The following is a 23929-nucleotide window of genomic DNA, read 5'->3' on the forward strand; positions in this document are numbered from 1 at the left end:
AACTACAACTAATTAAAAAGTTATGGCAGGAGGAAAACAGTCCCCAAGACAGAAGATGATTAACCTGATGTATCTGGTTTTCATCGCGATGCTTGCTCTTAATATGAGTAAGGAAGTATTATCGGCATTCGGTCTGATTAATGAAAATCTTCAATCTAGTAATGTTGCATTAGCTGAAACTAATAAAGTTGCTTTAGAAGAACTTCAACGTAAATCAAAAGAGAATGCTAAACAGTATGAGGCTGTAGCGGCTCAAGCTCAGGAAGTTGATGCTGTTACTAATGAGTACTATGAATATCTTGAAAGTGTTAAAGCTGGTCTTATAGGCTCTTTAGGAGAAGGAATAGCTCCAAACGAGTATGAAACTCAGGATAAATCTGATTATCTAAATGAGAAATGGTTTAACGGTGATAATTATACCAAAGAAGGTCAAGCGTTCTTAGATAATATGACAAAGTATCGTTCTGATATGAAAGATGCTTTAGGAGAAGAAGGTTATGAAGAAATCTTTGCAGAATTGGATAAGACTTTCAATACTGATCCTGTTAAAAACAAGGATGGTATAGAAGTTAAGTATCTTAATTATCATTATGAAGGTTACCCGTTGATTGCGTCAAGGACTAAACTGACTTTATTACAAAATGAAATTCGTAATATTCAATCTAAGGTAACTTCAAAATTATTACAAGGTGAGCTTATCCAAATTGCTTCAGCTAATAACTATGAAGCAATAGTGAGCTTAGATAAAAACGCTTTCTTTAATGGAGAAAAGATAACTGGTAAGGTAGTATTAGGTCGTTATGACGATACTACTGTTCCTAACAAAGTTATAATTAATGGAAGGGAACTTTCTAAGGATGAAATCAAAAATGGTCAAATTCCAATCGACTTTGCAGGATCTGGTGTAGGTGAAAAAGAAATTACTGGTGAAATGCAGTTCGTAGAAGGTGATTCAACTATCGTTATACCAATTAAAGGAGAATATGCGGTAATTCCAAAACCTAATTCAGCTACTATCTCTGCTGATAAAATGAATGTAGTATATCGTGGAGTTGACAATCCAATGACGATTACATTTGCCGGAGTACCAAATAATAATGTTAGAGCTAATGCTCCGGGACTTGTTTCCAAAGGAGGATCAAGTTATATAATGAGTCCTGGCGCTGGTAAAGAAGTTAAGATAAACGTTTCAGCTACTCTTGCTTCTGGCGAAACAGTTTCTGATTCTAAAACTTTCCGTATCAAAAACTTACCAAGACCTACAGGTATGGTAGCAGGTGAATACGACGATGTTAAAAAAGGACGTCAACAGCTTGCTATATCTGAAGTTGACGCTAAGTTCTTAAACTTTGACTTTGAATTAAAGCCTAGAGTTACAAGCTTTAGCTTTAAAGTGCCTGGTCAGCCATCTATACCAGTAAGTGGTAATAGATTAAATAGTGCTGCAAAAAGTGCTTTAAATAGAGCTCGTAAGGGTGATATCGTTCAATTTGCTAAAATTAAAGCTGCTATTCCTGGAGTTAAGGTAAATCTTCCAGGTGTATCAAGTGTAGCAGTTGAACTTACAAACTAATAAATTAATAGTATCTCAATAATGAAGAAGATAATCGTTTTAATAGCTGCTGTAGCCTTTACAGGAACTGCGGTTGCTCAAAACAATATTCTCAATGCCAAAAGTCCAGAGGAATTTGGGAAATTGACGGAAGAACAGGTTGAAAATAATAACGATACACCGTTACCTTATGGATATGTGGAACAACGTGATGTGTTATGGCAAAGAACTGTATGGGAAACCATAGATCTTGATGAGCGTATTAATTTTCCTCTTTATTATCCTGTAGACACTATTAGAGTAGGTAAAGACCGTCGTTCTTTATTTCATGTATTAACTGATGCTGCTATAAAAGGAGATCTACCTTTATATGCTGATTCTTATTTCAATGAGAAAAGAGAATATGCTGATATAGAAAACTCATTGAGCAGTCAAACAATTTCTGAAGCTGGTATCAACATCCTTAATGATGAAGGTATTATTCTTGAAGAAGGAGTAAGACCTCTAGATGTAGATACTACTTACAACATCCCTGGTTTTGATCAGTATGTCAATGTAGTAACTGTTGGTGCAGACAATGTGAAAGAATACAGAATACGTGGTGTATGGTATTTCGATGCTCGTCAATCTGAATTACGTTATCGTTTAATCGGTATATGTCCTGTTACTCCAGATGCTAACTTTATGGACTCTGATGAAGGTGTTGAATTATTCTGGGTTTACTATCCAGATGCTCGTCAACTACTTCATGAGGCTAAAGCATTTAATACACTTAACAGTGCGCGTCCTATTTCATTTGATCATATTTTAAATTCACGCAGATTTAATGCGTTAATCTATAAAATGGACAATGTTCAAGGTGATCGTGAAATCGAACGTTACATTGCAGATAACTCTTTAATGCAGTTATTAGAATCTAGAAGATTAAACGAAATAATTAGAAATTTCGAATTAGACATGTGGAATTACTAAAACCACATAATTAAATTTATAAAACCTCGCTGTAAAGCGAGGTTTTTTTTTGACGTAAATTTGTTGTTCATCTTTTTATATGAAAGACACTTTAATTATTGGTGGTGGAATCTCAGGTTGTACTCTTGCCTGGCAATGGTACTTTAATGATAAATCATTCACCTTAGTTACGGATCAAAAAAAAGGATCAAGTGCAGTTGCAGCTGGCGTCTATAATCCAACTATTTTAAAAAGGTTTACTAGTGTATGGAAAGCGCAGGAACAGCTTGAGTATATGTTGCCTTTTTACCAAAAAATAGAAAAGCAATTAGACTGTAAATTACTTCATCCCTATAAAATCTTAAGAAGATTACATGACAATAATGAACAGAAAACTTGGGTTGCAAAATCTGAAAAACCCGAATTAAAACCTTTTATGAAAGGTTCTATTTCTTCTTTAAAAATTGATGGAATTAATGCACCTTTTGGTTATGGAGAGGTTACTCAAACAGGTTGGTTAGACACACTTACCTTCATGTCAAAATCCTATGAATTCTTTAAAAATTTAGATAGTTTCCATGCAGGTAATGACGACGGTCTTTCTTTTGATAATCAATCTGTGATTTTTAATACAGAAGTGTTTGATCATGTAATTTATGCAGAAGGTTATGCCATAAAGGATAATGCAAAATTTAATTATTTACCCTTACAAGGTAATAAAGGAGAAATCATGCTTATAAAAGCACCTGATTTAAAACTTAATGCTATTATCAAGGCAGGTGTTTTTATTATGCCTTACAAGGACGATATGTTTTGGGTAGGAGCCACGTACAATAGGCATGATCTCTCTGATAATATTTCCCACGCAGGTGCGCAATTTCTTTCCTCTCGTTTGGAAAAAATTCTCACGGTACCTTATGAGATTGTTGAATATAAATGGGGAATTAGACCAACAACGGTTGATAGGAGACCTTTTTTAGGAGCGCATCCTAATCTTAAAAATCATTATGTCTTTAATGGAATGGGTAGTAGGGCAGTGTTGATTGCTCCTTGGGCTAGTGAACAACTCCATAATAGTATTTTTAAAAACTCATCCTTACATCTAGAAATCGATATTCAAAGATTTAGGTAAATAATTGTTCATTTTCCATTTAAATAAATATGTAGCTTTTAACTGCCAAAGTTTTAAGGTTTACTGGTAGTTACGCATCTTTGCATCCATAGAATACTTACATGTTAAACATTCATAATTTACACGTTTCATTTGGTGGTGAGACACTTTTTCAAGAAATCACTTTTCGTTTAAACGCTGGTCAACGAGTTGGACTTATTGGTAAAAATGGTGCTGGTAAATCTACCTTACTCAAAGTTGTAGCTGGTGACCTAGAGTACGACGAAGGTCAGGTAGCTATGGAAAAAGGTACCAGTATAGGTTTCTTAAGACAGGATATTGATTTCGTACAGGGAAGAACAGTTCTTGAAGAGGCTTATACCGCTTTCGCGAAAGCGATACAAATAGAAGCTCAGTTAGAAAACATTAATGAGCAACTTGCCACACGAACCGATTATGAAAGTGAAGGTTACAATCAACTCATGATCGATTTGAGTGATTTAACTCATGAGTATGAAATTATTGGCGGATATCATTATAAGGGAGAAACTGAAAAGATTTTAAAAGGATTAGGTTTTCAACCAGAACAATTTAATAAACTAACTGATGAACTTTCAGGTGGCTGGCGCATGCGTATTGAGCTAGCAAAATTATTATTAGAAAATCATGATATCCTGCTTCTGGATGAACCTACTAACCACCTGGATATCGAATCTATACTTTGGTTAGAGCAATTTTTGCAAAATTATCCAGGAGCTGTAATGATTGTAAGTCACGACAAGATGTTTTTGGACAATGTTACCAACCGTACTATAGAAATCAGTCTAGGTCGTATTTATGATTATCCAAAGCCTTATACCAAATTTCTAGAACTGCGAGCTGAAATTAGAGAACAACAAGAGGCAACATTCAAAAACCAACAAAAGGAAATTGAACGTACTGAAAAGCTGATTGAAAAATTTAGAGCCAAAGCAAGCAAAGCGACCATGGCACAGTCACTTATAAAAAAATTGGACCGCATGGATGTGGTCGAGATTGAGCAAGAGGATAACGCAGCTATGAATATTCGTTTTGCGGCATCAGTACAACCTGGTAAAGTAGTTCTGGAGCTAGAGGATGTTTCAAAAAACTATGGTGCCAAAACGGTATTGAGGAATGTAAACTTACTGCTTGAAAGAGGTAAACGAGTAGCGTTTGTAGGTCAAAACGGAATGGGAAAATCTACACTCGCAAAAATTATTGTAGGTGATATTAATGATGCTCAAGGGAATGTGAATTTAGGACACAACGTTCAATTGGGTTATTTTGCGCAAAATCAGGCAGAATATCTAGACGGTGAAAAAACCATTTTAGATACCATGCTAGATGCTGCAGACGATACTAATCGTGTCAAAGTAAGAGACATGTTAGGAAGTTTCCTTTTTAGAGGAGATGAAGTGGAAAAGAAGGTCAAGGTATTAAGTGGTGGAGAACGCAATAGGCTGGCACTTTGTAAATTATTGCTACAGCCATTTAACGTTCTGATTATGGATGAGCCTACAAACCACCTAGATATACAGTCAAAAAATGTATTGAAAAAAGCCCTACTTAACTACGATGGTACATTAATAGTCGTTTCTCACGATAGAGAATTTTTACAAGGGCTTACTGAATTGGTGTATGAGTTTAGAGATCACAAACTTCAGGTGCATTTAGGCGATATTGATTATTATCTAGAGCAACGCAAGGCTATGGATATGCGAGAGATTGAAAAAGTCTCAAAGGATAGTAAGAACGATAAAGAGGTAAGTGGTACGCTTTCGCGAAAGCAAGAAGAATCACAACCTGAAAAAAAATTAAGTTACGAGGATCAAAAAAAATTGAAATCGCTCAACAATCGTTTATCAAAAGCAGAATCTAACATAAACCGATTAGAAAAGGAGATCAAAGAGATTGATCTAGAATTACAAGTGAATTATGATCAAACCGTTGCCGACCCTAAATTTTTTGATTCCTACCAAGCTCTTAAAACAGAATTAAAAGACTGGAATCAAAAATGGGAATCCCTATACGAGGAAATTGAATCCTTTTCCTAGTCTTTAAGTTTTCCTTAACCGCAGCAGTATGATATTATTGTAGTTTTGGCACTACTTTAATATTTGTATATACATGCGAACTGCTTTACGTATTGTTCTAGGCTTGCTTATTATTCTTGGTGCAGCCTATGGTGCTTATTCTATTTTTAATAGCAAAAAGAAACCAAAACCTAAGATCAAGAAAGAGGTCAAGATTGTTCAAGTTGATACAGTAAAAAATACTACTGTACCTATTATTATTCCTGCACAAGGTAATTTACAAGCGAAGGACAGAATTGAATTATATGCCGAAGTTTCTGGTGTGTTTAAACCTGTAAATAAGCTCTTTAGAACAGGACAGGAGTATAAAGCTGGAGAGACTATTATCCTTATAGACAATACCGAATTTTACGCTCAGGTTCAAAGCTTGCGTAGTAGTTTGAATAATCAAATTACCGCGCTCATGCCAGATTTACGACTTGATTATCCCGAGTCGTTCCAGCAGTGGCAGGATTATCTTAATAATTGGAATATTAACGCAGCCACAGCAGCATTACCAGAGCCAAAATCAGATAAGGAAAAATATTACATAACCGGTCGTAATATTTATACTACCTATTACAACATTAAAAACTTAGAGCAACGATTAGGTAAATACCGCATAAGAGCTCCTTTTACAGGAACTTTGACCGAGGCTAATGTTACCGAAGGTACACTAGTGCGCAATGGACAACTACTAGGTGAATTTATTAAATCAGGAACCTATGAACTACCGGTAGCGGTAAGTAGTGAATTTGCTGACTTGCTAAAAGTTGGGGAAAAGGTAGTTCTTGAAAATGTTACAAGGACTAAAACCTATACAGGTACTATTACTAGAATAAATGCTAAAATCGATCAAGCTAGTCAAACTATTGACGCTATAATTGAAGTAAGTGATGCGGATTTGAAAGAAGGAATGTTTGTTCAAGCTCAATTAGAAGCCGAGAAAATTGATCAGGCAATTGAAATTAGTAGGTCTCTATTACAAAATGATAAGGCGTTATTTACTGTTCAAGATAGTGTGCTTAAACTTATGGAAGTGAATCCAGTCTATTTTAGTGATAAAACAGCTGTAATAAAGGACGTTCCTGATAATACTGTTATCATTTCAAAATCTTTACCTGGTGCTTATGAAGGCATGCTTGTAAAACCAGAAGAGGAGTAAGGAGACATGAAAAAAATCATCAGTTATTTTATAGAACATCACATCGCAGTTAATGTGATGATCTTTGCATTTTTAGTGTTTGGTATCATAGGTGCTTTATCTCTTAATTCTTCCTTTTTTCCACTAGTAGACTCAAAAATTATTACCATTAATGTGGTCTACCCAGGAGCTTCACCTCAAGAAATAGAAGAAGGAGTTGTTTTAAAAATTGAAGATAATTTAAAGGGTATTGAAGGTGTAGATAGGGTTACTAGTGCATCACGAGAGAATGCAGGAACTATTACGGTAGAAATAATAAAAGGTTACGATATCGACTTTATGCTGCTCGAGGTTAAAAATGCAGTAGATAGAGTTCCATCATTTCCCACAGGAATGGAGCCGCTAGTAGTAGCCAAACAAGAAAATGCTCGACCTACTATATCTTTTGCTGTAAGCGGTAAGAATATACCTTTAAAAACGCTTAAAACAATAGCTCGTGATATTGAAAATGATCTTAGAGGAATAGACGGTATTTCTCAAGTTAATATTGCAGGTTATCCAGCCGAGGAAATTGAAATTGCTGTTAATGAAAATACTCTGTTGGCTTATAATTTAAGCTTTCAAGAGGTTGCAGATGCTGTTGCTAGTAGTAATTTACTGGTTACCGGTGGAAATATTAAAACCGATGTTGAGGAGTATCTAATTAGGGCAAACAGCCGTAACTATTACGGGACTGAGCTTAACTTTATTCCTGTACGTACTAATAGTGATGGTACTACTTTAAGATTAAGCGATGTAGCTACTGTGCGAGACCGTTTCTCTGAAACACCAAATGCATCCTACTTTAATAATGAACTTGCAGTAAATGTTACCATTACCAGTACTAATTCTGAAGATTTAATTGATAGTGCCGATAAGGTTAAAGAATACATTGAAGTATTTAATCAACGTTCTTCAAATGTACAGTTAAACGTAGTGAGTGATCAATCAATTACCTTAAATCAAAGAACAGCATTACTGGCAGAAAATGCTGTTGTAGGGATGATTTTAGTCTTGATATTTCTATCGATTTTTTTAAATGTAAGATTGGCTTTTTGGGTAGCTTTTGGACTACCAGTAGCTTTTTTAGGAATGTTCATGTTTGCAGGGCAGTTTGATGTCACCATTAATGTGCTTTCCTTGTTTGGGATGATAATCGTGATAGGTATATTGGTGGACGATGGAATTGTGATTGCCGAAAATATCTATCAGCATTACGAGAATGGTAAAAGTGCCATAAAAGCTGCCGTTGATGGAACACTAGAAGTGATTCCACCTATTTTGAGTGCGATTACAACAACGATACTAGCCTTTTCTTCCTTTTTATTTTTAGATAGTAGAATAGGTGAATTTTTCAGTGAGGTTTCCGTTATTGTTATGTTGACATTACTGGTGTCTCTAGTTGAGGCATTGATCATTTTACCAGCTCACCTGGCACATTCCAAAGCGCTGGCAGAAAAACCTAAGGATCCTAAAAGTAAATTAGGACAATTCTTCAAAAAAATGAGAGGAATTAACGACTACGGCGATAGGTCCATGGCGTGGATGCGAGATAAACTTTACGCGCCTGCTTTACGATTTACCCTACGCAATAAGTTTTTGACTTTTAGTTTTTTCTTAGCGGCTATTTTACTCACTTTAGGAAGTATAGGCGGTGGAGTTATTGGAGTAACTTTATTTCCTAGAATTGCCAGCGATAGAGTAAGTGTAGAACTGGAAATGCCTAATGGAACAGCCACTGCAATTACAGATTCTATTATTTCACATATCGAACAAAAAGCGCAAATTGTAAATCAAGAATTAACCGAGGAATACCTAACCGATGATGTTTATGGTGATAGCATTATGTTGTTTGAAAACATCATAAAAACACAAACCTCATCTTCTTCTGCTGGATTAACGATAAACCTATTGCCTGGTGAAACTAGACCAGAATCTCTCAACTCCAATATTGTTTCCAACCGATTAAGGGAACTAGTAGGAGATGTTCCAGGTGCTGAAAGACTGGTCTTTGGATCAGGTGGTAACTTTGGAGGTAGTCCTGTTTCAGTTTCTTTATTGAGTAATGATATTCAGGAATTGAAATCTGCGACTGAGGAATTGAAGGAAATTTTAATAAGCAATCCGTTGCTCAAGGATGTTACAGATAACGATCCTGCTGGAATAAAAGAAATACGACTTAACTTAAAACAAAATGCTTATGCGCTAGGTCTTAATACACGAAGTATTATGACTCAAGTAAGAGCTGCTTTTTTCGGTCGCGAGGCACAACGATTTCAACGAGGTCAAGACGAGATTAAAGTATGGGTGCGCTACGATCGTGAAAACCGAAGCAGTATTACTGACCTAGATGAATTGAGAATAGTAACGCCAGCTGGAGATCGTGTACCTCTTAGAGATATTGCAGAATACACAATTGAACGAGGCGATGTTGTCATTAATCACCTTGACGGTCGTAGGGAAATCCAAGTTTCTGCCGATTTAAAGGATCCTAATCAAAGCGCCACAGATATCCTTACAGACATTCAAGAAAACATTATTCCAGAATTACAGACCAAGTACCCGACCATATCACCTAACTATTTAAATGGACAGGCACGCGAGGCACAAAAGATTAGTTCCAGTGCTGGCGCTGTAATGCCTATAATTTTATTATTAATTTATATAGTAATCGCGTTTACCTTTAGAAGTTGGACACAACCTATCATGCTATTATTACTTATTCCTTTTAGTCTGGTGGCAGTAGGTTGGGGACACTGGATTCATGGTTTTCCTGTGAATATTTTATCGATGCTAGGTATTATCGCATTAATAGGAATTATGGTAAACGACGGTCTTGTGCTCATCGGTAAGTTCAATAATTACATTAAGGAAGGACTAGATTTTGATGACGCCCTTTATGAGGCAGGAAAATCACGTTTTAGAGCCATATTTTTAACCTCTATAACTACCATTGCTGGTCTTGCACCCTTACTGTTAGAAACTAGCCGACAGGCGCAATTTCTTAAACCCATGGCGATTTCAATATCTTACGGGATAGGTTTAGCCACGATTTTAACCTTATTGTTGTTACCGTTATTTTTAAGTTTCGGAAATCGTAGTAAGCTCGCTATGCGCTGGCTTATAAAAGGTGAATCTTTAGCTCCTAAGGAAGTGACACCGATAAAAAAAGAACAAGATAGCACAGTGGATTATGAAGAATAAAAGTAGGTTTATCTTAATGGCTTTTTGTTTCTACGCTTTCGCGAAAGCGTACTCACAACAGTCACCAGCGAGCTTGTTGACCAAGCAAGAGGCAATCGCACAAATGCTAGAAAATAATTATGGAGTTAGAATTGCTGAAAATCAAAAACTCATTGCTGAAAATAATAAAGGGATTCTGAATTCTGGATACTTGCCTACCGTTAATGGAACAGCAGGCGCCAATTATGAACAAACGGATACCGAAGTGGACTTTGGCGGCGCCTTAAATCAAGATGGATCGGTAAGGGATAATGTAAACATTCAGGATGCTGAAACGAGACGCTACAATGCTGCTATCAATGTCAATTACACTTTGTTTGATGGTTTAGGTAGGTTGTACAACTACAAGCGTTTAAAAGAATTATATAACTTATCTGAATTACAAGCTAGACAAACCATAGAAACAAATGCCTTGCAATTGATGTCTGTCTATTTAGAGGTAGCACGTATTAGAGAAAACGTACAAGTACTAGAACAGGCACTGGATATATCCTTAAAGCGAGAGCAAAGAGCGCAGTACCAGTTTGATTATGGACAAGTAAACAAACTTGAGGTTCTTAATGCTAGAGTAGATATTAATACCGACAGCATTAACTTGCTAAATGCTCAACAACAATTACGTAATGCAAAACGAGATTTAAACTTGATCATGCAACGTGATATAGAAACGTCGTTTGCAGTCGATACAACCGTAACATTACTCAATGAGCTCGAGATCGTATCGTTTATTGAAAAGGCTAGTGAGAACAACGTACGTTTATTACAAGCCGATCGCAACGTGACTGTAAGTGAATACGATATTAAAACAGCAAGGTCGCTTATGTTACCTCGAATAGGTCTAACAGGTTCTTACGGTTGGAATCAAACTGACAACCCAGCTAGTGCATTTTTCCCTAGCACTACCAATTTAAGTACTTCATTGCAGTTGGGTGCAAATCTTACATGGGATATTTTTGACGGTGGTACATCAATCACTAATTATCGAAATGCGCAAATTCGATTCAAGAATGAAGAACTGCTTAAAAAACAAATAGGCGACGAGGTAAAGAGAGATATCGCAAATGCTCGTGGTAATTACAACAACGCTTTACGAATTTATCAAATGCAGGAGCAAAACTTGATTACTAATCAAAACAACTTTACCAGAACTGAAGAGCGTTATAAATTAGGTCAAGTATCGTCGGTAGAATTTAGACAGGCTCAGGTAAACTTGTTAAACGCTCAAACAACAAAAAACCTTGCTAAGTACGATGCCAAACTTGCCGAGTTACAATTACTACAACTCACAGGACAATTATTAAATGTGGAGTTATGATAGAGCATTTTTTTATGTGTCCGCATTGTTGGCAAGAAATTTCGATGTTACTAGATCCAGCCTATTCACAAACTTATGTAGAAGACTGTGAAGTGTGCTGCAATCCTATAGAGATTAAGGTGGTATTTGAAAACGGTAGTTTAGAAAGCTTTAACGCTACAGAATTAGGTCAATGATTAACTTGTAATAAAAAAAATGAAAACAGTTATACATAGAGCGGAAACTAGAGGAGCTGCTAACTTTGGTTGGTTAGATGCCAGACACACTTTTAGTTTTGGTAGGTATTATAATCCGGATAGAATGAGCTTTGGCGTTTTACGGGTTTTAAACGACGATAGAATTGCAGGTGGAGCAGGATTTCCTACTCATCCACATGATAATATGGAAATTGTTACCATTCCTTTGGAAGGTGCTCTGGAACATAAGGATAGTATGGGAAATACCGCTGTCATAGAAAAGGGCAAGGTACAAGTAATGAGCGCAGGAACAGGTGTGCAGCACAGCGAGTACAATAAAAATGAAAATGAGGAACTCAAGCTATTGCAAATATGGATGATTCCCAATAAACAGAATGTAACGCCTAGGTATGATGAAGTCGCGATAAGTGAAATCGCAGTTGAGAACGAACTCTACCAAATTCTATCACCTAATCCAGAGGATGATGGTGTTTGGGTACATCAAAACAGTTGGTGGCATATGATTCAAACCACAAAGGACAGCCACCTTACTTATAAATTTAAAGATGAAACAAACGGTCTGTATATTTTTTTAATTAAAGGATCTATAACAATAGATGGCGAACAATTATCAACAAGAGATGGTATCGGTATATACCAGACTTCATCTTTTGATTTTAATATTACTCAGGATAGTGAAGCTTTATTTATGGAAGTTCCGTTGAAGTTTTAAAATAGTAAATGAAAAAAGGCTGCCGATAGCGGCAGCCTTTTTATTTCTATCATTACATATTACCTGTCTAAATCATCGGCGATGTCTTCCAATCGTTTCACTGTATTTACAGTAGATTGAACTTCATCCTTCTGAGCTTGTAAGATACTCACTATGGTAGGAGGCAATTCACCCTTATGTTCGAGCACATTTTCATATTCTTCGATGGTTGCTTTTTCACCTCTTAAACATTCCTCTAGTATAGTTTCTTCTTTGTTAGAAGAAAGAGCTGCTTTTAAATTAGTCCAACTGCGATGCATGTCACCAGTAAAGGATCCTGATAGATGAGCCTCACCATTTACATTATTCATCTCATTAATTAAAGCACCTGCATATTCAGTTCTTCGTTGTGCTTGAGAAATGAACCATTTTTTTAATTGGACATTATCTACAACTTCGGCAGCATTTTCATAACCATGTTGCGCGTCGTAACTTTTTTCTATTAGATTATTCAGATAATTTTCTGTTTTTACTGTATTGCTCATAATTTTTTATTTTGAATTTACATAGAATAATAGAGCATGTTCTTAAAATTCAATCAATTGAAAATCTTTTAACAACTGTTATATTTTATTATGAAAGATTCTATCCAAAATATTTGGTTAGAAGTGAAAAAGGGTTGTATATTTGCCATCCCAAATGAAACAAACTTTGTTTCTGAGTTATGACAGAGTGTTTAACTTAGTTTGTTGAGATCGCGAGGTAGAGCAGTAGGTAGCTCGTCGGGCTCATAACCCGAAGGTCGCTGGTTCGAGTCCAGTCCTCGCTACTAACAAAAGCTCCTGAGAAATCAGGAGCTTTTTTCGTTTTAGGTGGTAATTCAACTTAAAGTTCATTGGATGTCGGTAAATGGACATTGATGTTCTGATGTTTCGGTTAAAAAGATAGAAATCATCAAGTATAATCATTTGAACTTACCAGTATCAATACACTTTTTGGATGATAAACAAATTAAGTATATTTATGATGCTACGGGAACAAAGCTTCAAAAACAAATCTACGTGAACAACAACTTAACAAGTATAACATCCTACGCAGGTGCTTTTATATATGAAAAGAGTTCCCTAGGTGGTAGTGAGCAGTTACAGTTCTTCTCTCATGCAGAAGGGTATGTTGAAAAAGTAGATCAAGTATATTACAAGTATGTCTATCAATACAAGGACCACTTAGGGAACATTAGATTATCCTATCAGGACATGAACAACGATGGTAATGTAGATAGCTCAGAGATCCAGGAAGAAAATAATTATTATCCGTTTGGGCTCAAGCATAAGGGTTACAATAACACAATTACAGGCAGAGACCACAAGTACGGTTACGGAAATAAGGAAGAACAAGATGAACTTGGTCTGGAATGGATGGACTTCCATGCTAGAAATTATGATGCTGCTTTAGGACGATTTATGAACGTAGATCTTTTAGCAGAAATTGCTTACGATCTAACCCCTTATCATTATGTTAGTAACAGTCCTATTTGGAGAATTGATCCTTCAGGATTAACTGATTATACTATTAATAAGGAAACAGGTGAAGTACGGAAAGTCGAAAATACAGAAACAGAAGACGGAACGGACAGAGTCCTAGAAACAATCGATGGTGAAATTCAATACAAAAAAAATGGCGAAGCCAAAGTTTCAATTGGAAACGTTAAGAAAGGGCTATTAAAAGACGGTCACAATTTTCAGGACAATGATATCGTTTATAAAGTGACTGCAGATCTAAAAGATAAAGAAATTCTCTCTTTCATTCATTCAGTTTCTATGCATGTTGATAAAGAAATTGCAGGACATGAACTTCGATCCAGTAAAACATCAGAAAGCACATCTGAAATATGGCTAAGCGGTTATACTTCAAAGGCTACAGACGAATACGTACCATTAAAAATTAAATCCAATATGGTAAATACAACAACAGACATAAGCATGCATCTTGCCGGAATTAACACTCCCAGATACTTAAAAGCGAGATTTCATACTCATTTGCGAGATCCAAAATCTATTAATGAAATAAAGGAAAAAAGTATGACTAAAGACGGTGACGTTTTAAAAATTCTTAGAAAAGATTACAAATATGACATCCCAAGTTATGTTTTATATCAAGAAACAAGACATTATTATAATGTTGATGGTCAAGTTATTAAATCAAAATAGAACTAGTATGATCTTAAAAAATAAACTAATTGCTTTATCAGTATTATTTTTATCATCTTGTGTTCCATGGAATAAAAATTCACATAATAAAGATATAGTTATTCATGAACATTTAATTAATGATTTTGAAAGGAATAATCACAATCAATTCCAAACTTTAGGAATAAATGATATTGAAATAATTAAAAGAAAAGAAAAGAAAAGAAATTATTATTATTTTACTACGTGGAAAAATGCTAAAGTTGTTTTACCTGATTCTTTATTCGATTATAGTTTCAAAAAAACGAAAAATAGAATATATTATTGGGAAGATTCATTAACTAACCAAAATAGTAATGATTTTTACAATTCGCTTTTAAATTATGGAAGGAAATTAGATTCATGTCCGTGGTTTGATTATAAAATAAAAAAAGATTGTTCTTTAGAAGATATTTCAATTCCTCATCCTACGTATATTGTTATCTACTCGGTAGACTCAAAAGGTAATATTCAGGTCGCGAATCGCCTAGAATAAAGCGGTATTAATCGTTAGAAACGCAATACCTGCCTTCCACGTCGCGCGCGTTTGCAACGCGTGTGAATTGAACTAGCATTTGTAATGCGATAAATAAATAGTTTAGTGATTTAAAGAAACAGCGATTAACGGTGGTTAGTTGCTGTTTTTTTATGCGATAGATTGGTATCTTTTCCAAGTTATCATATGTCGATATTTTTTATTGTAGTAGAAAAAATTTAGAATTTGAACTCCAAGATTTCTATCAGGATTTCGGCTCATTTTAAAAAACTCTGATTTTTTTATTATTAAACCGACTGTTTTATATATTTTTAAAACAAATAAGCGTACACGATACCGTACACGATTATAGCTGTTTTTATAGCGAAAAAGGAGATTTTTGGACATGATATCAAACTCATAACCCGAAGGTCGCTGGTTCGAGTCCAGTCCTCGCTACTAACAAAAGCTTCTGAGAAATCAGGAGCTTTTTTCGTTTTAGGTGGTAATTCGACTTAAAGTTCATTAGATGTCGGTAAATGGACATTGATGTTCTGATGTTTCGGTTAAAAAAATAGAAACCATCAAGTACAACCATTTGAACTTACCAGTATCAATACACTTTTTGGATGATAAACAAATTAAGTATATTTATGATGCTACGGGAACAAAGCTTCAAAAACAAATCTACGTGAACAACACCTTAACCAGCACAACATCCTACGCAGGTGCTTTTATATATGAAAAGAGTTCCTCAGGTGGTAGTGAGCAGTTACATTTCTTCTCTCATGCAGAAGGGTATGTTGAAAAAGTAGATCAAGTTTATTACAAGTATTTCTATCAATATAAAGACCATCTTGGTAACGTGAGACTCAACTATGCTAAAGGTCCTGACGGTTTAATGATTAAAGAAGAGAATAACTATTATCCCTTCGGAGTGAAGCATAAAGGGTATAATACTGTGATTGTAGGTCGTGATCATAACTACGGTTACGGAAACAAAGAACAACAAGACGAACTTGGGCTTGATGGTTTTAGAGCTGTAGGAAATCCTCCATTAGTAATTAAAAGTGCTAATTATACTTCAGGGCTGAAAGGGACATATAAACCAGGTTACATTGGTTTTATCGGCGCTTTAACTGCGATGAGTGCTGCGGCAACTATTCGTATTCCTATACCTGCATTTTAAAGAATATTACATGACAAAAAAACAAATAATCACAATTTTTGTTTGTGGAATTCTTCTAGTAATAGCTGGGTATAGAATTTTTAGCGCTTTGGATTTGGTTAATGACAACAAGAATGTAGATCAGCCAGAAATTAACAAATCTTTTTTTTACAAAGATTCAGGAAATATAAAACATGTTAGATCACAAAGAAACAGAAATAGCTCTATTTACAGTATTTATAATATCAATAATTTTGATTATGGCTTAATAATATCATCATATGATATTGATTCAGATGTTATGCTTGATAGTATTATATCAAGAGTAAATAAAGACCCCTATGATCGATTTAATTATGGTCAAGGAAGTATTTTTAAATCTGATTTTTTTTATAATTATCATCCAGATACTTTTATTAATAAGATTGAGATTAGAAGTGTTAATTTTGAAAAAGCTGAAATCGAATACAAAAAACCTTATGTTTTTAACCTAAAGACACCTGTTTTAGACGAGATAGGCTTGTCTTTAAATAATGATAAAAAATCCTTTGTACTAGTAGAAAATAAATCATTTTCTAAAACCTACTCTTTAGAAATATCTATTATTAAAAAAGGTAATAAGGTATATCTCTTCATACTAAAAGCAATTAATAAAAACATAGAAGCAAGAGGTCAAATCAATTTATCACAGATTATAAATATAGAAAGTATAGTCAAATAATGTTTCTCCGCTAGCGCCGAGTTCTACTCGGTGAAACACGCAAAGAGGAAAAGGAAGGAAAGGTTATGTTAAAGGACGGACAGGTATCGTAAATATTAAGTACTAAATATAAACATAATGTAACTAGCTATGTCCTTTATGGTAGTGTCAGATATTATTATAACAAGCAAGGTGAAATCGTAAAAACTAAATAAAAGATGAGAATTTTAAAAGTGATATTTCTTTACATACTATTTATTTTATTGAGTTGCTGTAATGCGATTGATATTGATTCAAAAGAAAATATTTATGAAATTATAATAACCCATTTTGAGAACGATCCAAGTGTTAGTAAAGAATTGGAAGATAATTATGTTTTTGAAATAAGCAAGATTAGTAAAAGGAATAAACAATCTTATATTTTTATGACTTCGGACAATAAAGAAGTTGTGCTCCCAGATTCGTTATTCAATTACAATTATATTTCAAGAAATAACAGGTTATTTTATTGGCACGATTCTACTTTAAATAAAAATAGACATTCTTTCTATGATTTATTGCTCAAAAAGGGGAAAAAGTTAGATTCATGTATGTGGTACTCTAAAATCACTAAAGAGGAATGTAATGATTATGAAATTATAGTAAACCCTCCAACTTTTATTGGAGCTTATGATATTTTATCTAGAGGACAAAAATTAATAGCTAAGAAAAAGATATTTCGTTAGATAGGGTAGGTAATGTCGGTAGTGTCTCAAATTAGGACATACATAATTAAATAAAGGAGTTTAAATTATTGAAAGACAGTAATTAGTAAGTGTACTAGTTGGTACTAATCTTTACTAAAACGATAAAAATGTTCCAAAGTTGGAACAGTATTAAAATATAGTGGTTTAGGTTAAGGCGTAATTATAATGGCTGTCCGAATCTTCTGGATAGTAATAAAAATCCAACTTTTTACCAAACACCGTTTTTCTCAAAATTATTAAGTTTTTAAAAAATGAAAAGTATATATACAAACATAGTACTCTTACTTTTACTAATATCTGCTAGCTGTTCATCAAGTAAGAGCCTTCTATTTAATTCAAAAACTTTAAATTTTGAAAACTGTCTTTCAAAAGAAAAAAATTATAAGTATATTGAATTAAACCTTTCTAAAGGTTTTATCAAAAAAAAAGTAGAAAACCATGGGTTTTGCGAGTATAGATTTGAATACCAAAATAAATCAACAATTTATGTTTCAACTGATATTTATAGTGGATCGAGGTTAAACTCTGATAATCTTTATTCAATTGGTGTGAATACATATGCAATTTCAAGAAGTATTACCCTAGTGGATACTATAAAAAACTCTGGAAAAGATAGAAATAACCTGTATTGGTTAGAGTATGTATTGGGAGATGTGGTTATAGGTTACGTCAATGTACCAGAAGAGCAAAAAGAACAATTTGAAAAAGCAATAGCCTCGCTAGACAGAAAATAGTAAATGTATTAAGCCACTGCTTTTTTTCATATAAACACATATTGAGATCAGATAATCAAAATCTCACACTTCGGAGTGGTTTTTATGCATATGTCTTTTTCGTTTTAGGTGCTAGTCCGACTTAAAGTTCATTCGATGTCGGTAAATGGACATTGATGTTCTGATGTTTCGGTTAAAAAAATAGAAACCATCAAGTATAATCATTTGAACTTACTAGTATCAATACATTTTTTGGAAGATAAGTAAATTAAGTATATTTATAATGCTACGATAACAAAGCTTCAAAAACAAATCTACGTGAACAACACCTTAACCAGCACAACATCCTACGCAGGTGCTTTTATATATGAAAAGAGTTCCTCAGGTGGTAGTGAGCAGTTACATTTCTTCTCTCATGCAGAAGGGTATGTTGAAAAAGTAGATCAAGTTTATTACAAGTATGTCTATCAATATAAGGGTCACCTTGATAACATTAGACTATCCTATCAGGACATGAACAACAATGGTAATGTAGATAGCTCAGAGATCAAGGAAGAGAATAATTATTATCCTTTTGGACTTGAACATAAAGGGTATAATAACGTGATTGTAGGTCGTGATCATAACTACGGTTACGGAAATAAAGAAGAACAGTTCTCCTCCGGGCAGTACAACGTATCAAACATATGTTTTTCATTTATCAAAACATTATTTTAAATCAACTCTAAAAATAATTCTTATGAAAACTAATAATATTATGATTATTCTTTTACTAATTATTGCTATTGGTTGTCAACAGGTAGTTCCTAATAATTTAGTCGGAACATATGTGTCTAATAATAATGTTAATATTGATAGTTTAAAAATAAAAAAAAGCGGAACTTATTATCAATCGATTTATAGGAGAAAAGATAGTAGTCTGGTTTTTAGGCACCAAAATAAATGGAGTATTTCTGACGACAATCATTTAATTTTAACTGAATTTTTACTAGATACGGGTACAATATTTCCAGAAAAATTAAATAGAAATATTATTGGTAATACTCTTATTACAAGCTATTTGCCAATAAAAAAATCTGTTCTAGATTCTAAATTGATTATTGATTCAGAAAAAAATTTATATTACGAAAAGGTTGCGGCTACTGATAATACTGACTTGTAGGTGTAGTGCATGCTTGCTTTTTTAAAATAGACAGAAAGATTTCTTTTAGTTAATCATTAATAATAAGCTAAGTTCAACCCATAAGTGCAACACATTTGTTTTTTAGCTGTTAAATAGGGTTGTTATAAAATAAGATTTGAAAAGAGTACTTTATATAAATCATCATTCAATGATTTATAAGAAATGTAAATATCAAATAAGAAGAAAAACGTATTTTAGACTTCAAAAGCCACAGCCAAAAACAAATAAGAGTCTTTTTCGAAAATTGTTTAATTAAGTTAGTTATCAAACAATCCCTACATTATCTGTTTATTCATTATCGTTTCACTTTGTTGTTCCTATTTTTCATTTGTTTATGTAGTTGTGAAAAGGATAAAAAGGATTCTTCGGACCATGAAATTGAACTAGTTGTCCCCAATCAATATAATTCTAAAGTTATTATTGAAAACAAAGAAAACATTGAAAATATAAATGTTTATTACACTTACGATTCTCTAAATCAGGAACTTCTAATTGGGTTTCCAAAGGAAAATAATTTAGTCATAAAATCCTCTAGGTTTGAAAGTAAGTCTCAGAAATTTACAAAAATTAATATTGAGCACGTTCAGGTTAAAGATTTCCTATTAACTAATGAAAAAGCTGTTTCTTTTGAAAGTCTTCCCAATGAACTCTTTATTAAAATGATTTTAAAATAATGAAATATATATGTTTCACTTTAATGTTACTGTTACAAGTCAACACTAATTCTCGAGATATTGACCTATTGAATAATGATGATATTGTAATTCGATTGGATGCAGATATTAATAATCATGAAATCTACTATTATTATGATAAAGAAAGAGGAACTATTTTTATCAATAATATTGAGAGGAAAATGATGTTGATTAAGTCAGGAGGACACTCCTTGTATGGTAAGTCCCCTATTATTTATTTGAAAAAAGGGACTTCAAAGAGTTTAAGTATATAACAAGAACTTTATCGACTCATATAAATTCTCAACAAGTTACACTAGCTGAATTTATTGAAAGTTGTTTATAAAATAAACTGGCAATTTTCAAATCCCTACTTACAGTAATATTAAATTTTGTGCTGCACATCATCAAAAATTTGAACATAAGTTGACTTAATAGTGAGCCTTTAGTTAAGCTCTTGAGATGGTCTATTGTTATGCGTTCGTTCTAGGTTTTAGCATTTGTTAGGCTAGTAGTGCTGTAGCTGGAGGGAAGTTGGCAACAGCTATAATTTTTACGAAATAGTTAGTTGCTTTAATAATAGCATTGAGAGTAAAAAGAACCTGCTTATTATCGTCATCATTCATTTATAAAATCCTAAGGAGACTTGTTAAGTGTATTCCGCTTAGCTACACATTTATCTTACCATATTCACTATAAAAAAAAAGCTCCTGATTTCTCAGGAGCTTTCATTATGATAAAATGAATGCCTTAATTATTTCAGCTTTTTAATACTATATTCTTTAACTAGGTTTTCTGCCCATAAAATACCGTCCAAAAGTGAATCCAGTACGATAAATTCTTTTTTGAAAAAACTACTCTCAAATTCAGCATTTCTTTTGTTAATACCTGTTTGAGTGATAATACCAACACCTATTAAATTTTCTATCATCGCAGACTCTAAATAAGTGGTAGGCATTACATTGTAGTCAAACGTTCTATTTGATAAATAAACCACAGGTCTATTACCATAGTGTTCTTGTATGACTTCATCCAGATCTTTATTTTTATCTGGAGAAATTATAGTCCCTTCCTTTACTTGAGAAATAATGTAATTCTCAAAACAGTAAAGTTCCGCATATCCTAAATCCTTGTAGATTATTTCTTTCATTCTGTCCAATAAAATAATGCCTAAAAAGCAACTTAATTAATCAAAGATTATTTTGGTAGGTTAAAAAATAAACAAATGTTTAATTTTTTGCAAAAGTAACACTTAAAATTAGTTCAAAAAAAACGGAATGTCAAGAGATTAAGAAAACCTTGTAGTTGTCAACTTTCTCGATGAACTTCATCCTTACCGTATGGTACAAAATGATAGCCTGCATACCCTAAAAGTGATCCCATAAAACCTCCCATTAATACATCACCTAGGTAGTGAACGCCCAGGTACACACGGCTGTATACCACTAGTATACCCCAAATAAGAGCAATAATACCAAGCCACTTGAAATGATTCTTGAACTGGAACCATAAATAAACCGCCACAGCCATGGCATTGCTCGCATGCCCACTATAAAACCCATAACGGCCACCGCTTTTACCTACCTTTGAAATTAACCCTTCAAGAGCTGGTTCTCTAAAAGGTCTTAACCTTAAAATTAGAGTTTTTTTGAATAGGTTAGCTAGCTGGTCACTAGCAGCTATAACTAGCGCAATAGTAACTAGGGCAATAAGCAAATTGCGCCATCCCATTTTTTTATAAAGGAAGTACAAAAAGACCAAGTACAATGGTATAGCATAAAATTTATGGGTGACCACATTAAAAAATAAATCAACTTGATCATTTCCCCAATCATTAAGAATAACCGTAAGGTCCCAATCTATTTGTTTGATATCATTCATTGTTTTCGTAGAATTCCATCTGTTCGTCGTAGAATCTAGAAGCTTCTTCAATTAAATTCTTAGTTTCCTCTTCAAGATCCTCTTTATCAGCTTTACTTATTTCTTCCAAAAACTCGATACTATCATCCTTTAAATTGATAATAAATCTGGGATATTCTGTGTGTATAATAAAAATATCATCTGGATAACTGGCGTTATCTCCTAAAAGAAATCTAGGTATTGTCATAATGCTTATATTCGATTACAAAGAAACAAATTAAATCGGTCTATGTGACAGTAGCCCATAAAAAACTAACTTTGCTGCATGCAACAACAATTAAGAGCAGATAATCTTCAAAAATCTTATAAAGGCCGTCCAGTTGTAAAAGGAGTGTCTTTCAATGTTAATCAAGGAGAAATAGTTGGTTTGTTAGGCCCTAACGGTGCAGGTAAAACAACTTCCTTTTACATGACCGTAGGTTTGATTAAACCTACTGGTGGTGATGTTTGGTTAAACGATCAAAAGATTACAAAATATCCTATGTACAAGCGAGCGCAAAGCGGTATTGGATATCTAGCCCAAGAAGCTTCTGTTTTTAGAAAACTAAGTATCGAGGACAACATTTTGGGAGTTTTACAGCTTACAGATCTTAGCAAAAAAGAGCAAAGAGAACGTTGCGATATGTTGTTAGAAGAATTTGGTTTGACGGAGCGTCGCAAGCGTCGTGGTGATTTATTATCTGGTGGAGAGCGCAGGCGTACCGAGATTGCACGAGCATTAGCCACAAACCCAAACTTTATTTTACTTGATGAGCCCTTTGCAGGAGTAGATCCAGTAGCAGTTGAAGATATACAGCGTATAGTTGCTCAATTGACTAAAAAGAATATTGGTATTTTAATTACCGATCACAACGTTCAAGAAACACTAGCTATTACAGATCGTACCTATTTGATGTTTGAAGGTACTATCCTTAAACATGGAGTTCCAGAAGAACTAGCAGAAGATGAAATAGTGAGAAAAGTTTACCTAGGTCAAAACTTTGAACTCAGAAAAAAGAAAATCTTTGAAGATTAGGATTTTTTACTGCTTATTAACTCAGTAATCATACTCAATGCCACGTACAGGATTATAATGCATGGTATAGCAAGTAATCCCAGCAACGAGAGTAAAACGATACAAGTAATTAAAAAACCATATCTCAATTTATTTTTGGCAATTGAGAATGACTTAAACTTGAGCGCAAACAAGGGTAATTCGGCATTCAAAATAAAGCAACTCAATGCAGTAATGGCAAGCAGGACCCATTCATTAGTTAATGAAAAATAAATCCAATCTATTTGAGTAGTCTGTGCGATCAAACCTAGCGATATTATGAATAGAGCATTAGCAGGAGTAGGAAGACCGATAAAGGAATCAGTCTGGCGAGTATCAATATTAAATTTAGCCAGTCGGTAGCAGCTAGCAGCCGTTATAAAAAAACCAATCCATGGTATATAATAAGCCAAAACATGTTGCTGCGCACTCGCTGTAGTAAACTCAACACCTGTTTCAAACAAAGTAATACCAGTAGCATCCTGTAACAATTGAAACATAACAATTCCTGGTACTAGTCCACTAGTAACCATATCTGCTAGAGAATCCAATTGTTTGCCCAGCTCACCTTGCACCTGCAATAATCTAGCAACTAATCCGTCAAAGAAGTCAAACCCTATACCTATCGCTACAAAAAGCAATGTCATCTGTAAATTATCATGAAAAGCATAGACAGCAGCCACGCATCCAGACAATAAGTTAAGCAGTGTAATTAAATTAGGTACCTGTTTTTTCATAGCACAAATATGCACA

At 34.0% G+C, this 23929-nt stretch carries 25 protein-coding genes and 1 tRNA gene; 21 read left to right on the forward strand and 5 right to left on the reverse strand.

The genetic code is table 11. The features are described 5' to 3' along the window. The first annotated feature begins 22 nt into the window (after positions 1 to 22). From gldM to I5168_RS08005, 9 genes are all read left to right on the forward strand, one after another. Positions 23 to 1573, forward strand: a complete 1551-nt coding sequence (gene gldM / locus I5168_RS07965; protein ID WP_431471436.1) for a gliding motility protein GldM — start codon at positions 23 to 25, stop codon at positions 1571 to 1573. Between the two features lie 21 nt (positions 1574 to 1594). Next, positions 1595 to 2524, forward strand: coding sequence for a gliding motility protein GldN (gene gldN / locus I5168_RS07970; protein ID WP_042277985.1), 930 nt, complete (start codon positions 1595 to 1597; stop codon positions 2522 to 2524). Positions 2525 to 2603: 79 nt separating this feature from the next. Continuing rightward, a complete protein-coding gene (locus tag I5168_RS07975) occupies positions 2604 to 3635 on the forward strand; it encodes an NAD(P)/FAD-dependent oxidoreductase (RefSeq protein WP_431471437.1) in 1032 nt (343 codons plus the stop codon). A 101-nt stretch (positions 3636 to 3736) separates the two neighbouring features. Beyond that, the gene (locus I5168_RS07980) at positions 3737 to 5689 is read left to right on the forward strand and encodes an ABC-F family ATP-binding cassette domain-containing protein (protein WP_060524520.1); all 1953 of its coding nucleotides are present in this window, start codon (positions 3737 to 3739) and stop codon (positions 5687 to 5689) included. Between the two features lie 73 nt (positions 5690 to 5762). After that, the gene (locus I5168_RS07985) at positions 5763 to 6872 is read left to right on the forward strand and encodes an efflux RND transporter periplasmic adaptor subunit (protein WP_105019321.1); all 1110 of its coding nucleotides are present in this window, start codon (positions 5763 to 5765) and stop codon (positions 6870 to 6872) included. Between the two features lie 6 nt (positions 6873 to 6878). Beyond that, a complete protein-coding gene (locus tag I5168_RS07990) occupies positions 6879 to 10094 on the forward strand; it encodes an efflux RND transporter permease subunit (protein ID WP_431471438.1) in 3216 nt (1071 codons plus the stop codon). Beyond that, positions 10084 to 11448: a TolC family protein gene (locus I5168_RS07995; protein WP_338351148.1), complete on the forward strand. Its 1365-nt coding sequence runs from the start codon at positions 10084 to 10086 to the stop codon at positions 11446 to 11448. Before I5168_RS07990 ends, I5168_RS07995 begins: the two co-directional genes overlap by 11 nt. Further along, the gene (locus I5168_RS08000) at positions 11445 to 11624 is read left to right on the forward strand and encodes a CPXCG motif-containing cysteine-rich protein (protein ID WP_042277993.1); all 180 of its coding nucleotides are present in this window, start codon (positions 11445 to 11447) and stop codon (positions 11622 to 11624) included. Before I5168_RS07995 ends, I5168_RS08000 begins: the two co-directional genes overlap by 4 nt. 19 nt (positions 11625 to 11643) lie before the next feature. Beyond that, complete coding sequence (locus I5168_RS08005; protein WP_431471439.1) at positions 11644 to 12357, forward strand: pirin family protein; 714 nt, start codon at positions 11644 to 11646, stop codon at positions 12355 to 12357. Between the two features lie 59 nt (positions 12358 to 12416). Here I5168_RS08005 and I5168_RS08010 read toward each other — a convergent pair whose 3' ends face one another. Next, entirely contained in the window at positions 12417 to 12881 is a 465-nt protein-coding gene (locus I5168_RS08010; RefSeq protein ID WP_060524530.1) for a ferritin-like domain-containing protein, read from the reverse strand. A 211-nt stretch (positions 12882 to 13092) separates the two neighbouring features. Between I5168_RS08010 and I5168_RS08015 the strand changes: the two genes are divergently transcribed. From I5168_RS08015 to I5168_RS08065, 11 genes are all read left to right on the forward strand, one after another. Further along, positions 13093 to 13165: transfer RNA gene (locus I5168_RS08015), tRNA-Met, on the forward strand. Positions 13166 to 13304: 139 nt separating this feature from the next. After that, complete coding sequence (locus I5168_RS08020; RefSeq protein ID WP_431471440.1) at positions 13305 to 14546, forward strand: RHS repeat domain-containing protein; 1242 nt, start codon at positions 13305 to 13307, stop codon at positions 14544 to 14546. Positions 14547 to 14553: 7 nt separating this feature from the next. Continuing rightward, a complete protein-coding gene (locus tag I5168_RS08025) occupies positions 14554 to 15060 on the forward strand; it encodes a hypothetical protein (protein ID WP_431471441.1) in 507 nt (168 codons plus the stop codon). 577 nt (positions 15061 to 15637) lie between these two features. Then, positions 15638 to 16228, forward strand: a complete 591-nt coding sequence (locus I5168_RS08030) for a hypothetical protein (protein WP_431471442.1) — start codon at positions 15638 to 15640, stop codon at positions 16226 to 16228. Between the two features lie 10 nt (positions 16229 to 16238). After that, positions 16239 to 16928, forward strand: a complete 690-nt coding sequence (locus tag I5168_RS08035) for a hypothetical protein (RefSeq protein ID WP_431471443.1) — start codon at positions 16239 to 16241, stop codon at positions 16926 to 16928. Between the two features lie 197 nt (positions 16929 to 17125). After that, positions 17126 to 17632: a hypothetical protein gene (locus tag I5168_RS08040; RefSeq protein WP_431471444.1), complete on the forward strand. Its 507-nt coding sequence runs from the start codon at positions 17126 to 17128 to the stop codon at positions 17630 to 17632. 569 nt (positions 17633 to 18201) lie between these two features. Next, positions 18202 to 18387: a hypothetical protein gene (locus I5168_RS08045; RefSeq protein WP_167342233.1), complete on the forward strand. Its 186-nt coding sequence runs from the start codon at positions 18202 to 18204 to the stop codon at positions 18385 to 18387. 297 nt (positions 18388 to 18684) lie between these two features. Beyond that, complete coding sequence (locus I5168_RS08050; protein ID WP_431471445.1) at positions 18685 to 19083, forward strand: hypothetical protein; 399 nt, start codon at positions 18685 to 18687, stop codon at positions 19081 to 19083. 22 nt (positions 19084 to 19105) lie between these two features. Further along, a complete protein-coding gene (locus tag I5168_RS08055) occupies positions 19106 to 19528 on the forward strand; it encodes a hypothetical protein (protein WP_431471446.1) in 423 nt (140 codons plus the stop codon). Between the two features lie 329 nt (positions 19529 to 19857). Continuing rightward, a complete protein-coding gene (locus I5168_RS08060) occupies positions 19858 to 20223 on the forward strand; it encodes a hypothetical protein (protein ID WP_431471447.1) in 366 nt (121 codons plus the stop codon). Continuing rightward, positions 20223 to 20498, forward strand: a complete 276-nt coding sequence (locus tag I5168_RS08065; RefSeq protein ID WP_431471448.1) for a hypothetical protein — start codon at positions 20223 to 20225, stop codon at positions 20496 to 20498. The genes I5168_RS08060 and I5168_RS08065 overlap by 1 nt, the downstream gene beginning before the upstream one ends. Before the next feature lie 479 nt (positions 20499 to 20977). Here I5168_RS08065 and I5168_RS08070 read toward each other — a convergent pair whose 3' ends face one another. The 3 genes from I5168_RS08070 to I5168_RS08080 all read right to left on the reverse strand — a co-directional run bounded on the left by I5168_RS08070 (position 20978) and on the right by I5168_RS08080 (position 22330). Continuing rightward, complete coding sequence (locus tag I5168_RS08070) at positions 20978 to 21373, reverse strand: hypothetical protein (protein WP_431471449.1); 396 nt, start codon at positions 21371 to 21373, stop codon at positions 20978 to 20980. Positions 21374 to 21531: 158 nt separating this feature from the next. After that, entirely contained in the window at positions 21532 to 22104 is a 573-nt protein-coding gene (locus I5168_RS08075; RefSeq protein ID WP_431471450.1) for a phosphatase PAP2 family protein, read from the reverse strand. Continuing rightward, positions 22097 to 22330 (reverse strand): hypothetical protein, encoded by a 234-nt coding sequence (locus I5168_RS08080; protein WP_042280421.1) that lies wholly within the window; start codon positions 22328 to 22330, stop codon positions 22097 to 22099. Before I5168_RS08080 ends, I5168_RS08075 begins: the two co-directional genes overlap by 8 nt. A gap of 78 nt (positions 22331 to 22408) precedes the next feature. Here I5168_RS08080 and lptB point away from each other — a divergent pair, with 78 nt between their 5' ends. Next, positions 22409 to 23158 (forward strand): LPS export ABC transporter ATP-binding protein, encoded by a 750-nt coding sequence (gene lptB, locus I5168_RS08085; RefSeq protein WP_042280419.1) that lies wholly within the window; start codon positions 22409 to 22411, stop codon positions 23156 to 23158. Here the strand turns inward: lptB and I5168_RS08090 are convergent. Then, on the reverse strand, positions 23155 to 23913 hold the full coding sequence (locus tag I5168_RS08090) for a CDP-alcohol phosphatidyltransferase family protein (protein ID WP_431471451.1): 759 nt from the start codon (positions 23911 to 23913) through the stop codon (positions 23155 to 23157). The genes lptB and I5168_RS08090 overlap by 4 nt on opposite strands. Between the last annotated feature and the right edge of the window lie 16 nt (positions 23914 to 23929).

This window comes from Nonlabens sp. SCSIO 43208 (assembly GCF_050703575.1).
In the GTDB taxonomy this organism is placed as follows: domain Bacteria; phylum Bacteroidota; class Bacteroidia; order Flavobacteriales; family Flavobacteriaceae; genus Nonlabens; species Nonlabens tegetincola.

Excerpts from the sequence above, each read along its gene's own strand:
- gldM (WP_431471436.1), top strand. The coding sequence starts at position 23 with ATGGCAGGAGGAAAACAGTCCCCAAGACAGAAGATGATTAACCTGATG.
- gldN (WP_042277985.1), top strand. The coding sequence starts at position 1,595 with ATGAAGAAGATAATCGTTTTAATAGCTGCTGTAGCCTTTACAGGAACT.
- I5168_RS07975 (WP_431471437.1), top strand. The coding sequence starts at position 2,604 with ATGAAAGACACTTTAATTATTGGTGGTGGAATCTCAGGTTGTACTCTT.
- I5168_RS07980 (WP_060524520.1), top strand. The coding sequence starts at position 3,737 with ATGTTAAACATTCATAATTTACACGTTTCATTTGGTGGTGAGACACTT.
- I5168_RS07985 (WP_105019321.1), top strand. The coding sequence starts at position 5,763 with ATGCGAACTGCTTTACGTATTGTTCTAGGCTTGCTTATTATTCTTGGT.
- I5168_RS07990 (WP_431471438.1), top strand. The coding sequence starts at position 6,879 with ATGAAAAAAATCATCAGTTATTTTATAGAACATCACATCGCAGTTAAT.
- I5168_RS07995 (WP_338351148.1), top strand. The coding sequence starts at position 10,084 with ATGAAGAATAAAAGTAGGTTTATCTTAATGGCTTTTTGTTTCTACGCT.
- I5168_RS08000 (WP_042277993.1), top strand. The coding sequence starts at position 11,445 with ATGATAGAGCATTTTTTTATGTGTCCGCATTGTTGGCAAGAAATTTCG.
- I5168_RS08005 (WP_431471439.1), top strand. The coding sequence starts at position 11,644 with ATGAAAACAGTTATACATAGAGCGGAAACTAGAGGAGCTGCTAACTTT.
- I5168_RS08010 (WP_060524530.1), bottom strand. The coding sequence starts at position 12,881 with ATGAGCAATACAGTAAAAACAGAAAATTATCTGAATAATCTAATAGAA.
- I5168_RS08025 (WP_431471441.1), top strand. The coding sequence starts at position 14,554 with ATGATCTTAAAAAATAAACTAATTGCTTTATCAGTATTATTTTTATCA.
- I5168_RS08035 (WP_431471443.1), top strand. The coding sequence starts at position 16,239 with ATGACAAAAAAACAAATAATCACAATTTTTGTTTGTGGAATTCTTCTA.
- I5168_RS08040 (WP_431471444.1), top strand. The coding sequence starts at position 17,126 with ATGAGAATTTTAAAAGTGATATTTCTTTACATACTATTTATTTTATTG.
- I5168_RS08055 (WP_431471446.1), top strand. The coding sequence starts at position 19,106 with ATGAAAACTAATAATATTATGATTATTCTTTTACTAATTATTGCTATT.
- I5168_RS08065 (WP_431471448.1), top strand. The coding sequence starts at position 20,223 with ATGAAATATATATGTTTCACTTTAATGTTACTGTTACAAGTCAACACT.
- I5168_RS08070 (WP_431471449.1), bottom strand. The coding sequence starts at position 21,373 with ATGAAAGAAATAATCTACAAGGATTTAGGATATGCGGAACTTTACTGT.
- I5168_RS08075 (WP_431471450.1), bottom strand. The coding sequence starts at position 22,104 with ATGAATGATATCAAACAAATAGATTGGGACCTTACGGTTATTCTTAAT.
- I5168_RS08080 (WP_042280421.1), bottom strand. The coding sequence starts at position 22,330 with ATGACAATACCTAGATTTCTTTTAGGAGATAACGCCAGTTATCCAGAT.
- lptB (WP_042280419.1), top strand. The coding sequence starts at position 22,409 with ATGCAACAACAATTAAGAGCAGATAATCTTCAAAAATCTTATAAAGGC.
- I5168_RS08090 (WP_431471451.1), bottom strand. The coding sequence starts at position 23,913 with ATGAAAAAACAGGTACCTAATTTAATTACACTGCTTAACTTATTGTCT.